This is a genomic window from Parahaliea maris (assembly GCF_008064665.1).
GTDB classification, from domain to species: domain Bacteria; phylum Pseudomonadota; class Gammaproteobacteria; order Pseudomonadales; family Halieaceae; genus Parahaliea; species Parahaliea maris.
On the sequence record NZ_VRZA01000002.1, the window covers coordinates 768,523 to 781,019 of the forward strand.

The 12,497-nt window shown below is 62.3% G+C and carries 11 protein-coding genes; 7 read left to right on the forward strand and 4 right to left on the reverse strand.

Annotated features, from left to right (window positions below; genetic code table 11):
* Window positions 1-53 precede the first annotated feature (53 nt).
* From icd to clpA, 3 genes are all read left to right on the forward strand, one after another.
* Complete coding sequence (gene icd / locus FV139_RS07765) at window positions 54-1,307, forward strand: NADP-dependent isocitrate dehydrogenase (RefSeq protein ID WP_148067752.1); 1,254 nt, start codon at window positions 54-56, stop codon at window positions 1,305-1,307.
* A gap of 675 nt (window positions 1,308-1,982) precedes the next feature.
* Window positions 1,983-2,339 (forward strand): ATP-dependent Clp protease adapter ClpS, encoded by a 357-nt coding sequence (gene clpS, locus FV139_RS07770; protein WP_235898578.1) that lies wholly within the window; start codon window positions 1,983-1,985, stop codon window positions 2,337-2,339.
* 40 nt (window positions 2,340-2,379) lie between these two features.
* Entirely contained in the window at window positions 2,380-4,665 is a 2,286-nt protein-coding gene (clpA, locus tag FV139_RS07775; RefSeq protein ID WP_148067756.1) for an ATP-dependent Clp protease ATP-binding subunit ClpA, read from the forward strand.
* Between the two features lie 25 nt (window positions 4,666-4,690).
* Here clpA and infA read toward each other — a convergent pair whose 3' ends face one another.
* The 4 genes from infA to trxB all read right to left on the reverse strand — a co-directional run bounded on the left by infA (window position 4,691) and on the right by trxB (window position 7,396).
* Complete coding sequence (infA, locus tag FV139_RS07780) at window positions 4,691-4,909, reverse strand: translation initiation factor IF-1 (RefSeq protein ID WP_148063084.1); 219 nt, start codon at window positions 4,907-4,909, stop codon at window positions 4,691-4,693.
* Between the two features lie 99 nt (window positions 4,910-5,008).
* Window positions 5,009-5,734 carry an arginyltransferase gene (locus tag FV139_RS07785; RefSeq protein ID WP_148067758.1) on the reverse strand — a complete coding sequence of 242 codons (726 nt, stop codon included), beginning with the start codon at window positions 5,732-5,734 and terminating at the stop codon, window positions 5,009-5,011.
* Entirely contained in the window at window positions 5,731-6,441 is a 711-nt protein-coding gene (gene aat, locus FV139_RS07790) for a leucyl/phenylalanyl-tRNA--protein transferase (protein WP_148067760.1), read from the reverse strand. The genes FV139_RS07785 and aat overlap by 4 nt, the downstream gene beginning before the upstream one ends.
* Window position 6,442: 1 nt before the next feature.
* Window positions 6,443-7,396 (reverse strand): thioredoxin-disulfide reductase, encoded by a 954-nt coding sequence (gene trxB / locus FV139_RS07795; RefSeq protein ID WP_148067762.1) that lies wholly within the window; start codon window positions 7,394-7,396, stop codon window positions 6,443-6,445.
* Between the two features lie 275 nt (window positions 7,397-7,671).
* Between trxB and FV139_RS07800 the strand changes: the two genes are divergently transcribed.
* The 4 genes from FV139_RS07800 (at window position 7,672) to crcB (ending at window position 12,495) form a co-directional block, all read left to right on the forward strand.
* Window positions 7,672-9,987, forward strand: a complete 2,316-nt coding sequence (locus FV139_RS07800) for a DNA translocase FtsK (RefSeq protein ID WP_148067764.1) — start codon at window positions 7,672-7,674, stop codon at window positions 9,985-9,987.
* A 135-nt stretch (window positions 9,988-10,122) separates the two neighbouring features.
* Window positions 10,123-10,740 carry an outer membrane lipoprotein chaperone LolA gene (gene lolA, locus FV139_RS07805; RefSeq protein ID WP_148067766.1) on the forward strand — a complete coding sequence of 206 codons (618 nt, stop codon included), beginning with the start codon at window positions 10,123-10,125 and terminating at the stop codon, window positions 10,738-10,740.
* Window positions 10,741-10,743: 3 nt separating this feature from the next.
* A complete protein-coding gene (locus FV139_RS07810; protein WP_148067768.1) occupies window positions 10,744-12,069 on the forward strand; it encodes a replication-associated recombination protein A in 1,326 nt (441 codons plus the stop codon).
* A 51-nt stretch (window positions 12,070-12,120) separates the two neighbouring features.
* Window positions 12,121-12,495, forward strand: a complete 375-nt coding sequence (crcB, locus tag FV139_RS07815) for a fluoride efflux transporter CrcB (RefSeq protein WP_148067770.1) — start codon at window positions 12,121-12,123, stop codon at window positions 12,493-12,495.
* Window positions 12,496-12,497 lie beyond the last annotated feature (2 nt).

Genomic DNA, 12,497 nt, shown 5'->3' on the forward strand with positions numbered 1-12,497 from the left:
GGATAACCTGTCCCGCTTCTCAATGAACCCTCATCTGCTATGGAGTAAGACCTATGGGCTATAAACATATCCAGGTGCCGGCTACTGGCGAAAAGATCACCGTCAACGACGACAACAGCCTGAACGTCCCCAACAACCCTGTCATCCCCTACATCGAAGGTGACGGTATCGGCGTGGACATCAGCCCGGTCATGATCGATGTGGTCAACGCCGCGATTGAGAAAGCCTACGGCGGTGACAGGAAAATCTCCTGGATGGAAATCTACACCGGTGAAAAGGCCGCCGAACTGTACGACGGCGACTGGTTCCCGGAAGAGACCCTGGAAGCCATCAAGGAATACTCCGTCGCCATCAAGGGCCCGCTGACCACGCCCGTAGGCGGTGGTTTCCGCTCCCTGAACGTGGCCCTGCGGCAGGAGCTGGACCTCTACACCTGCCAGCGCCCGGTACGCTGGTTCGAGGGCGTGCCCTCACCGGTGAAAGACCCGGGCGCCTGTAATATGGTGATCTTCCGCGAGAACTCCGAGGACATCTACGCCGGTATCGAGTACAAGGCCGGCACCGAGGAAGCGCAAAAGGTCGTCGATTTCATCATCAACGAGATGGGCGCCACCAAGATCCGTTTCCCCACCAACGTCGGGATCGGCATCAAGCCGGTGTCGGAAGAGGGCACCAAACGCCTGGTGCGCAAGGCCATCCAGTACGCCATCGACCAGGACCTGGATTCCGTGACCCTGGTGCACAAGGGCAACATCATGAAGTTCACCGAGGGCGCCTTCCGCGACTGGGGCTATGAGCTGGCCCGGGAAGAGTTTGGCGGCCAGCTGCTGGACGGCGGCCCCTGGGTAGCCATCAGCAACCCGAACAACGGCAAGCAGATCGTGATCAAGGATGTTATCGCCGACGCCATGCTGCAGCAGGTACTGACCCGTCCCAAAGAATACAGTGTGGTCGCCACCCTGAACCTCAACGGCGACTACCTGTCCGACGCCCTGGCGGCCCAGGTTGGCGGTATCGGCATCGCGCCCGGCGCCAACCTGTCGGACCAGGTGGCCCTGTTCGAAGCGACCCACGGCACGGCACCCAAGTACGCCGGTCAGGACAAGGTGAACCCGGGTTCCCTGATCCTCTCGGCGGAAATGATGCTGCGGCACATGGGCTGGAACGAGGCGGCGGACCTGATTATCAAGGGGATGAACGGTGCGATCCAGCAGGGTACTGTGACCTACGATTTCGAGCGCCTGATGGACGGTGCGACGCTGGTGAGCTGTTCAGAATTTGGTCAGAAGATGGTCGATAACATGTAAGCCAGCTGCGCCGATTTCACGACGGCGTGACACGGTAGTGCGAAAACCCCGGCTTTGTCCGGGGTTTTTTATTGCCTTGATTTGGCGGATGAAGTCGAGGTTTCGCAACGGGTTTACTTCGTAGACCGGGCGCGACCTGGCGGTGCGTCTCCCCGGACACGCTAGAAGCATGACATGCCCATAAACAGGGGCAGGCTCTCCATGTCGCGCTCCTCAGTCCGGATGCGGCCCAGACCATCCATGGCCGCTGAAGGTCCGGGGAGACGCACCGCCAGTTCACACCCTGCTTGTGAGCGTGGTCGTAGTATGAAAAACAGAGTGTAGCGCTTGCTTATGCGCTTGAGGGAGTGCGTGGGGTGCCCGGAGTCTTTCCGGGACCTTCAGCGGCAAGGATGCCGCTGAGGAGCCCCCATGGACGGGTTCACGGCGTGTCCCGGAAAGACTCCGGGCGCCGCATGCACGGGTTCAGTGCGCCTGCGTAAATGCCCGAGATTTGCAAGATTGCAGGATCATCCGGCGGTTCCGTCCAGATGATCTGAACAAGGTTAACGGGTCCGCTCATCAAGTCGCAAGACGAGCACCCCCCTTGAAATGCAGTATACTGCTCTCAATATCCAGTATTCGGGGTGGCGTTGGTCGCCCGTTGGCAACGGAGAATTACTTGAGAGTGGTAGCGTGATCCACAGTCAGTCATACAGCCAGTGGCGCCTCGCCAAAGAGGGCGAAAAACACGATGGTAGCCTGGCATTGCAGGAGGCCAAGCCGGAACTCAAGCGGCCGCCGCTGTTCAAAGTAGTGTTAATCAACGACGACTACACCCCCATGGAGTTTGTGGTTGAAGTGCTGGAAACCTTTTTCCGCATGAACCGTGAGCAGGCGACCCACGTCATGCTCACCGTCCACACCAAGGGCAAGGGCGTGTGCGGCATCTATACTCGGGATATCGCCGAGACCAAAGCCGCACAGGTCAATCAGTACGCGCGCGAAAACGAACACCCGTTGTTGTGCGAGATCGAGGCATCAGAGGGCTGAGGCCCCGAGGCATCAGAGGGTTTACGCCCGAGGAGTAAGTATGCTGAGCAAGGATCTGGAACAGACGCTGAATGAGGCATTCCGCGGAGCCCGGGCCAAGCGCCACGAGTTCATGACCGTGGAACACCTGCTATTGGCGCTACTGGACAACAACGACGCGATCCGTGTGCTCAAGGCCTGCGGCGCCGATATCGGCGGCCTGCGGGGTGACCTGGTCGAATTTGTCGACGCCACTACCCCCCTTATTCCCGAGGACGAGGAAGAGCGGGACACCCAGCCCACGCTGGGTTTTCAGCGGGTGCTGCAGCGGGCCGTATTCCATGTGCAGTCCTCGGGCAAGAGCGAAGTCACCGGTGCCAACGTGCTGGTGGCCATTTTCTCCGAGCAGGAGAGCCAGGCGGTGTATTTCCTGAAAACCCAGAGCATCGCCCGCCTGGACGTTGTGAATTTCATCACTCACGGAATCTCCAAGGTCGGCAACGACGACGAGGGCGAGGGTATCGAGCCCGGCCAGTCCGCCAGCGAGGAGGGCGCTGATGACGGTGAATCCAGCCCGCTGGACAGCTTTACCACCAATCTCAATGAGGAGGCCGCTGCGGGGCGCATCGACCCGCTGATCGGGCGTATTCCGGAAGTGGAGCGGGTGGCCCAGATTCTCGCCCGCCGGCGCAAGAACAACCCATTGCTGGTCGGTGAGTCCGGTGTCGGCAAGACCGCCATCGCCGAGGGCCTGGCCAAGATGATCGTGGACGGCGACGTGCCGGAAATGCTGCTCAACAGCGTGGTCTACTCCCTCGATCTCGGCTCCCTGCTGGCCGGGACCAAGTACCGGGGCGACTTCGAGAAGCGTTTCAAGGGCCTGCTGGCGGAGTTGAAAAAGCGCGAGGGCGCGATTCTGTTCATCGACGAGATTCACACCATTATCGGTGCCGGCGCGGCTTCGGGCGGGGTCATGGACGCCTCCAACCTGCTCAAGCCCCTGCTGACATCGGGCAAGATGCGCTGCATTGGCTCCACCACCTTCCAGGAATACCGGGGCATCTTCGACAAGGACCGGGCCCTGAGCCGCCGCTTCCAGAAAATCGATGTGCTCGAGCCCAGCGTGGAAGACGCCTACAAGATCCTCAAGGGGCTCAAGACCCGCTTCGAGGAGCACCACGGCCTGCGCTATACCGACAAGGCCCTGCGCACGGCCACCGAGCTGGCTTCACGTTACATCACCGACCGCTTCCTGCCGGACAAGGCCATCGACGTGATCGACGAGGCGGGGGCCTACCAGCAGCTACAGGCGCCCTCCAAGCGCAAGAAAGTCATCGGTGTCGGTGACATCGAGGCCGTGGTGGCCAAGATTGCCCGGATTCCCCCGAAAACCGTCAGCACCGACGACAAGGAAGTTCTGCAGAAGCTCGAGAAAAACCTGCAGATGGTCGTTTTCGGCCAGGACGGGGCTATTTCCAGCCTCGCTACCGCGATCAAGCTGGCCCGGGCGGGGCTGCGCTCCGGTGAAAAACCCATCGGTTCCTTCCTGCTGGCCGGGCCTACGGGCGTGGGCAAGACCGAGGTGACCCGGCAGCTGGCCAAGCAACTGGGCCTGGAGCTGATCCGCTTCGACATGTCCGAGTACATGGAGCGGCACACGGTATCGCGCCTGATCGGTGCGCCCCCGGGCTATGTCGGCTTCGACCAGGGTGGCCTGCTGACCGACGCGGTGACCAAGCACCCCCACGCGGTGGTGCTGCTGGACGAGATCGAGAAGGCCCACCCGGAAGTGTTCAACCTGCTGCTGCAGGTGATGGATCACGGCACCCTGACCGACAACAACGGGCGCAAGGCGGACTTCCGCAACGTGATCCTGGTGATGACCACCAACGCCGGTGCCGAAAGTATCAGCCGCCGCACCATTGGCTTTACCTCACAGGACCACAGCACCGACGGCATGGAAGCGATCAACCGGATGTTTACCCCGGAGTTCCGCAACCGTCTGGACGCGGTGGTGCAGTTCGAACCCCTCGGCGAAGACGTCATTCTCACCGTGGTGGACAAGTTCCTGACGGAACTGCAGGGCCAGTTGGACGAGAAACGTGTCACCCTCAACGTGGATGAAGACGCCCGCCTGTGGCTGGTGGAGAAAGGCTACGACCGCAACATGGGCGCCCGCCCGATGGAGCGGGTGATCCAGGAGCACATCAAGAAGCCGCTGGCGGAACTGGTGTTGTTCGGCGCACTGGCCGGCAACGGCGGTACCGCGCTGGTCAGCCTGGACCGCGCAGCCGACGAGCTGCGGGTGACCGTAGAAGAAGAGGAAGCCGCGCTGGCGGATTCCTGAGGGGGTAGGGGCGGGTAGGGAGCTCCTAGCGCTCCCTGTAGGTGATGCGACCCTTGCTGAGGTCGTAAGGCGTCAGCTCTACGCGCACCTTGTCACCGGTCAGGATACGAATGTAATTCTTGCGCATCTTGCCGGAAATATGAGCGGTCACCACGTGGCCGTTCTCCAGCTGTACGCGGAATGTGGTGTTGGGCAGGGTGTCGATCACCTCGCCTTCCATTTCGATCTGGTCTTCTTTTGCCATGCCCGTGGCGGGTCCTCGAGAAAAAACAGGGGCGCATTTTGCCCTAAACGCAAGGGATGTGCCAGATGATTCTTTGGTGATTTGGGCAGGTTGGCTGCGCTAGAGGCCGCCGGCGGGCTCCATGCGTTGCCAGCGGTTTTCCACGAGCAATTCCAGCGGCTGGTACTCGGCCTTGTAGGCCATTTTCTTGCAGGCCTGAATCCAGTAGCCGAGGTAGAGATACTGCAGCCCCATCTCCCGGGCCTGCTCGATCTGCCACAGGATGGCGTAGCTCCCCAGGCCGCGATGCTGCTCGTCGGGGTCGAAAAAAGTGTAGATGGCCGAGAGGCCGTCGGTCATGACATCGACCACGGCCACACCCAGTAACTTTCGATGCTCATAGAAGCGGTAGTAGCGGGTGCAGTCCCAGGCGTTGTTCAGGAAAGACTCGTACTGCTCGCGGTCCGGCGGGTACATGTCGCCATCGGCATGGCGCTGTTCGATATAGTGCCGATACAGGTTGTAGGCCTGGTCGTCGCGGATATCGAGGGTGCGCTCCACGATCAGGTCCCGGTTGCGACGCAGGCTGCGGCGCTGGCTCCTGCGGGGCTGGAAGTCCTGCACCGGAATCCGCGCGGGTATACAGGCCTTGCAGTGGCTGCAGTGGGGGCGATAGACGTGGTTGCCGCTGCGGCGGAAGCCGAGGGTGGACAGGCTGCTGTACAGGTGCTGGTCGACCTCCTGCCGGGGGTCGATGAACAGGGTGGTGGCCTCCTGCTCGCGCAGGTAGCTACAACTGTGGGGATAGGTGGTATAGACCTTGAGATCCCGCAGAGAAGATGTCACAGCAAATCTCCACAACGACCCGGCAACTGCCAGATGATGGTGCCGGGGTCCATATGCACAGTTTGGGCAAGCTCTCGCTCGAAGTCCAGCCGCGAGATATTGCGTGCTCCCAGGGAGTTCAGATGTTCGCTCTCCACCTGGCAGTCGATCAGGCGGCAGCCGGAGCGGAGCATGATGGCGGTCAGCGCCACAAGGGCAATTTTGGAGGCGTCGGGCACCCGGCTGAACATGGATTCTCCGAAAAAGGCGCCACCCATACTGACCCCATAGAGCCCGCCCACCAAAGCGCCTTCCCGATACACCTCGACCGAGTGGGCGTGGCCGAGGGCGTTGAGTTCGCAGTAGGCCTCGACCATGGAGCCGCCAATCCAGGTGCCACCGTCATCCCGGCGCGGGCCGGCACAGGCCTGCATCACCGCCGCAAAATGGCGGTCGGCAGCGAGTTCAAAGGCGTTTTTGCGCAGGGTCTTGCGCAGGCTGCGGCTGAGGTGCAGTTCGTCGGCAAACAGCACCGAGCGCGGGTCGGGGGTCCACCACAGGACAGGCTCAGGTTCCTGGAACCAGGGGAAGATGCCACGCCGGTAAGCGGCCAGCAGCCGCTCCGGAGTGAGCTCTCCGCCCGCAGCGAGCAGGCCGTTGGGGTAGTCCAGCGCCTCGGAGGTGGGCGGGAAGTCCTCACCCGGGGCGAGGCACTGGAGCCTGGCCACCTCAGTCGTTCAGGTGGTCCAGGTACTTCTCGGCGTCCAGCGCCGCCATGCAACCGAAGCCGGCAGAGGTGACGGCCTGGCGGTAGATGTGGTCGCCCACGTCACCGGCTGCGAACACACCGTCGACACTGGTGGCCGTGGCATTGCCCTCGAGACCGCTGCGGATCTGGATGTAGCCGTCTTTCATGTCCAGCTGCCCGGCAAAGATATCGGTGTTGGGCTTGTGGCCGATGGCGATAAACACACCCGCCAGGTCGAGGTCGGTGGCGCTGTCGTCTTCGGTGGAGCGGATGCGCATGCCGGTCACGCCGCTGTCATCCCCCAGTACTTCGTCCAGGGTGTGGTTCCACATGATCTTGACCTTGCCTTCCTTCTCCCGGGCAAACAGTCGGTCCTGCAGGACCTTCTCGGCGCGCAGGGCGTCGCGACGGTGTACCAGCACGACTTCCGAGGCAATATTGGCCAGGTAGAGGGCTTCCTCCACGGCGGTATTGCCGCCGCCGACCACGGCGACCTTCTGATTGCGGTAGAAAAAACCGTCACAGGTGGCGCAGGCGCTGACGCCCTTGCCCATGAAGGCCTCCTCGCTGGGCAGGCCCAGGTACTGGGCGGAAGCGCCGGTGGCGATGATCAGGGCGTCGCAGGAGTAATTGCTGGTGCCGGTAAGGCGGAAGGGGCGGCTCGACAGGTCCACTTCCTCGATGTGGTCAAACACGACCTGAGTTTCGAAACGCTCAGCGTGTTCCTGCATCTGCTGCATCAGCTGGGGACCCTGCAGGTCGGCGGGGCCGCCGGGCCAGTTTTCCACTTCGGTGGTGGTCGTGAGCTGGCCGCCCTGCTGCATGCCGGTGATCACCACCGGGTTGAGGTTGGCGCGCGCGGCGTAGACCGCGGCTGTGTAACCGGCCGGGCCGGAACCCAGGATAATCAGGGAGTGGTGCTGAACGTCGCTCATTTCGGTCAATTCCTGCGCTCGGGGTTGGTAATTGGGAGGGCGCTGGTTGCGGCGCCTGCTCCGAATATGGGGATGGAGTATGTTAATTTAAAGGGTAGCCGCCGGGGAAGGCGAGGGCGATTCTAAAAATAGAACATAAGCTTCTGAAAAATCTAAGAAAGTGGCAGAATAACGGCAACCTGTCAGGCACCCGGCCTGCGCAGGCCTGTAGGCACTGGTGAACGCGGCGCGTTCCGGCCCACAGCGGTGGAATCTCGACAGCAACGGCGGACGACGTGACAGATACATCCGACACACACAGCTTCCTCGGCCCGCGCCTCCGCGAGGGAGCCTTTATCGGCGTGAGCGCGGTATGCCTCTACCTGCTGCTTGCCCTGGTCACCTACAGCCCCCGGGACCCGGGCTGGTCGGCGACCGGCACCGGCGGCAAGATCGCCAACGCCGGTGGGCCTACCGGGGCCTGGCTCGCCGACGTCGCCTTTTCCCTGGTGGGTTACGCCGCCTACCTGTTTCCCTTGCTGTTGGCCTATCGCGCGGTGATCATTTTGCTGGAACGCCACGATGGGCGCCCCTTCGACTGGGTGACTTTCGGGATACGTGCGCTCGGCCTGGTACTGGTGATGATGGCGGGCACCGCCCTGGCGGCGATGAACGATATCGGCGCTGCGGGTTTGCCCCAGGGCGCCGGGGGCATTCTCGGCCAGGCCATTGGCGATGCTTTTACCGCTGCCTTCAGCGCAATCGGCAGCCGCCTGATCCTGCTGGCGGTGTTTCTGTTCGGGATGACCATCTTCACCGACCTGAGCTGGCTGCGCCTGATGGACAGCCTGGGGGGCTGGACTCTGCGCCTGTGTCGCGGCACGGCGCAGAAAGTGACCGGCTTTATCGATAACGCCCGCGACCGGCGTGCCCGGGAAAAGGCCCTCGAGGCGCGCAAGGTGCAGATCGAAGAGCACGTCAGCGAGTCGAAGAAACGCAAGCCGCCCAAGATCAAACCCCTCAAGGCCAAACCTGAAACATCCGAGCGGGTGGAAAAGGAGAAGCAACAACCGCTGTTCGACGCGCCGGTGACCGGCGAACTGCCGCACCTGGACCTGCTGGATGCCCATGAGCACGACCCCAGTAAGGGTTACTCCAAGGAGGCCCTGGAAGGGCTGTCCAAACTGCTGGAGCTGAAGCTGGCGGATTTTGGCATCAAGGCCGAGGTGGTGGCGGTCTATCCGGGACCGGTGATTACCCGTTTCGAGATCCAGCCGGCGCCGGGCACCAAGGTGTCGCGCATCTCCAACCTGGCCAAGGATCTGGCGCGTTCGCTGGCGGTGATCAGCGTGCGGGTGGTGGAAGTGATCCCCGGCAAGTCGGTGGTGGGTATCGAGATACCCAACGAGGACCGGGAGATTGTCAATTTCCGCGAGGTGCTGTCCTCCAAGGCCTTCGACCAGAGCCGCTCGCCACTCACCCTGGCACTGGGACACGATATTTCCGGCGAGCCCGTGGTCGCCGACCTGGCGAAAATGCCCCACCTGCTGGTGGCCGGTACCACCGGTTCCGGTAAGTCGGTGGGCGTCAACGCCATGCTGATCAGCCTGCTGTACAAGTCCACACCGGCCGAGGTCAGGTTGATCATGGTCGACCCGAAGATGCTGGAACTCTCTGTTTACGATGGCATTCCGCACCTGCTCACGCCGGTGATCACCGACATGAAAGATGCAGCCAACGGCCTGCGCTGGTGTGTGGCGGAAATGGAGCGGCGTTACAAGCTGATGGCGGCGCTCGGAGTGCGCAACCTCGCAGGCTACAACCGCAAGGTGGCGGATGCCATCAAGGCGGGGGCGCCGATTCCCGATCCCCTGTGGAAGCCGGACCCGATCTTCGCCGAAACCGACGAGGAACAAACACCGCCGGGGTTGGAGAAATTGCCTGCGATCGTGGTGGTGATCGACGAGTTCGCCGACATGATGATGATTGTCGGCAAGAAGGTGGAGGAACTGATCGCCCGTATCGCCCAGAAGGCGAGGGCGGCCGGTATCCACCTGATCCTGGCGACCCAGCGCCCCTCGGTGGACGTCATCACCGGCCTGATCAAGGCCAACGTACCCACCCGCATCGCGTTCCAGGTGTCCTCCAAAATCGACTCCCGGACGATCCTCGATCAGGGTGGAGCGGAGCAGTTGCTCGGCCATGGCGATATGCTGTACCTGCCGCCCGGTTCCGGCCTGCCCAACCGGGTTCACGGCGCTTTCGTCTCCGATGAAGAGGTGCACCGGGTAGTGGGGGACTGGAAGAAGCGGGGTGAGCCGGCCTACATTGATGGCCTGCTGGACGAGGGCGGAAGCACACCCGTCACCGCCTCCGAACTCCAGCAAGCGGGGTCTGCGGAAGAGGGCGAGGAAGACGATTCGCTCTACGATGAGGCGGTGCACTATGTAACCCAGAGCCGGCGGGCGTCGATCTCCTCGGTGCAGCGCAAGTTGCGTATCGGCTACAACCGCGCCGCGCGATTGATCGAAGCCATGGAAATGGCCGGTGTCGTTTCGGAGATGGGCAGTAATGGCCAGCGCGAAGTGCTGGCGCCGCCTCCACCGGAGTGAGGGGGCATTTTTTCGCCATGGCGGGAACCTGGCCCGTTCCAGTTCATCCAAGCTCCTGCACGTCGATACTTTCGAAACCTTCAACACGTGCAACGCGTTCACCAATTTCAACACAAGCGACCCGGGAAGCGACCCATGCCCAGAAAATTACTGCCGACGATGGCACTGCTCCTGTTCAGCACTTCCCTGCCTGCGCTGGCCGACGCCACCGATGATTTGCTGCAGCACCTGAACGGACTGGTGTCCCTCACCGGCGAGTTCTCCCAGCAACAGTATCCCGAGGGCAGTACCCAGCCGATCAGTTCGGAAGGTCAATTCAAGCTGTTGCGCCCGGACTATTTTTCCTGGGAGATCACGGCCCCTGACAGCCAGTTGATTATCGCCACGCCCGAGTACATCTGGCAGCACGACCGGGACCTGGAAACTGTCACCCGGCGGCCGGTTGCCGGCAGCGAGAAAAGCAGCCCCCTGCAGGTGCTGGCCGGGGAGGAGGCCGCCCTGCGAGCGGGTTATACGGTTGAGCAGGCCGGCCCGGGGCGATTCCGCCTCACGCCGACAGCCTCGGGAGCCGACTTTCGCCAGTTGGAAGTGGAGTTTGCCGGCAATACCCTGACCGGCATGGAGATACTGGATAACCTCGGCCAGCGGGTGGACGTGGAGTTCAGCCACCTGGTGCGGGACGCGCCCCTGGGCAAGTCCGACTTCGACTTTACCCCACCGAAGGGCGCAGACCTCTTCTATTACGACGAGTAACGCATGCCCAGCGATCTTTTTGCCTCCGCTGACGCCGGCTACCAGCCCCTGGCGGCCCGCCTCAGGCCCACCGGTCTTGACGATTACGCCGGCCAGTCGCACCTGTTGGGGGCCGGAAAACCCCTGCGGCAGGCCATCGATCGCAAGCAGTTGCACTCCATGGTGTTCTGGGGTCCTCCCGGAGTCGGAAAAACAACCCTGGCGCGGATTGTCGCCGGCAATGCCGACGCGCACTTTATCCAGATTTCAGCCGTGCTTTCCGGGGTCAAGGAAATCCGTGAGGCCATCGCCCTGGCGCGCCAGAACAAGGGCAGCGGGCGGGATACCGTGTTGTTCGTGGATGAGGTGCATCGCTTCAACAAGTCCCAGCAGGACGCTTTCCTGCCCCACGTGGAAGACGGCACCATCATCTTTATCGGGGCGACGACAGAGAATCCTTCCTTTGAACTCAACAACGCCCTGCTGTCCCGGGCCAGGGTGTACAAGCTGCGCGGTTTGGAGCCGGAGGACCTGCTGGAGGTACTCCACCGCGGGCTCGCCGAACTCGGCCAGGGGCTTGCTGCCAGCGATCACTGCCTGTCTCTCATCGCCGACGCCGCAGACGGCGACGCCCGAAGGGCGCTCAACCTGCTTGAGCTGGCAGCAGACCTGGCGGGGGAAACCGGTGCGCAGGTTCGGGAGATCACCGGGCAGACGCTGGAGGAGGTATTACAGGCGTCGTTGCGCCGTTTCGACAAGGGCGGCGACCTGTTCTACGACCAGATCAGTGCGTTACACAAGGCCGTCCGTGGCAGCGCACCAGACGCTGCGCTGTATTGGTTTTGCCGCATGCTCGACGGTGGCTGCGACCCCCTCTACATCGCTCGCAGGGTGGTGCGGATGGCAAGCGAGGATATCGGTAATGCCGACCCTCGCGCCCTGACCCTGTGCCTGGACGCCTGGCAGGTGCAGGAGCGCCTGGGTAGTCCGGAGGGAGAGTTAGCCATCGCCCAGGCCATCACCTATCTGGCCAGTGCCCCCAAGAGCAACGCAGTGTACACGGCGTACAAGGCGGCCCGCGCCGACGTCGAAGCCTCGCCGAGTCACGAGGTACCGCTGCATTTGCGCAACGCGCCGACCCAGCTTATGAAGCAGGAGGGGCACGGTGCCGAGTACCGCTATGCCCACGACGAACCGGAAGCCTATGCGGCGGGCGAGAACTACTTTCCCGAACCGCTAAAGGAGCGGCGCTACTATGAGCCGGTGGATCGCGGCCTGGAGCAAAAAATCCGCGCCAAGCTGGATTACCTGCGGACCCTGGATCGCGACAGCGGGATACGGCGTTACTGATGCTGCAAAGCGCCGGTGTTATTCGCCGCCTGAGGCCTTTACACTGAAGCCATGAAATACCTCGTCTTTATAGCCCTTGGTGGCGCCGGTGGTGCTGTCTCCCGTTACCTGTTGTCCAACTGGGTGCACAGCCTGTGGGAGGGGCGTTGGCCGTTGGGTACGCTGCTGGTCAACACGCTCGGGTCTCTGACCATCGGCCTGCTTTTCGTGCTGATCGAGCGGCAGGTTGTGCATCCGGACTGGCGCGGTGTTTTGATGGTGGGCTTTCTTGGGGCATTTACCACCTTTTCCACATTTTCACTGGAAACCATCACCCTGCTGGAGGCGGGCGAGTATTTTCACGCCTTCGGTTATGTGCTGGTGAGTGTGGTTGCCTGTGTTCTTGCTGCCGGCGTGGGAATCTGGCTGATGCGATCCCTGGCGTGAGT

Excerpts from the sequence above, each read along its gene's own strand:
- infA (WP_148063084.1), bottom strand. The coding sequence starts at position 4,909 with ATGGCAAAAGAAGACCAGATCGAAATGGAAGGCGAGGTGATCGACACC.
- FV139_RS07810 (WP_148067768.1), top strand. The coding sequence starts at position 10,744 with ATGCCCAGCGATCTTTTTGCCTCCGCTGACGCCGGCTACCAGCCCCTG.
- lolA (WP_148067766.1), top strand. The coding sequence starts at position 10,123 with ATGCCCAGAAAATTACTGCCGACGATGGCACTGCTCCTGTTCAGCACT.
- trxB (WP_148067762.1), bottom strand. The coding sequence starts at position 7,396 with ATGAGCGACGTTCAGCACCACTCCCTGATTATCCTGGGTTCCGGCCCG.
- icd (WP_148067752.1), top strand. The coding sequence starts at position 54 with ATGGGCTATAAACATATCCAGGTGCCGGCTACTGGCGAAAAGATCACC.
- clpA (WP_148067756.1), top strand. The coding sequence starts at position 2,380 with ATGCTGAGCAAGGATCTGGAACAGACGCTGAATGAGGCATTCCGCGGA.
- crcB (WP_148067770.1), top strand. The coding sequence starts at position 12,121 with ATGAAATACCTCGTCTTTATAGCCCTTGGTGGCGCCGGTGGTGCTGTC.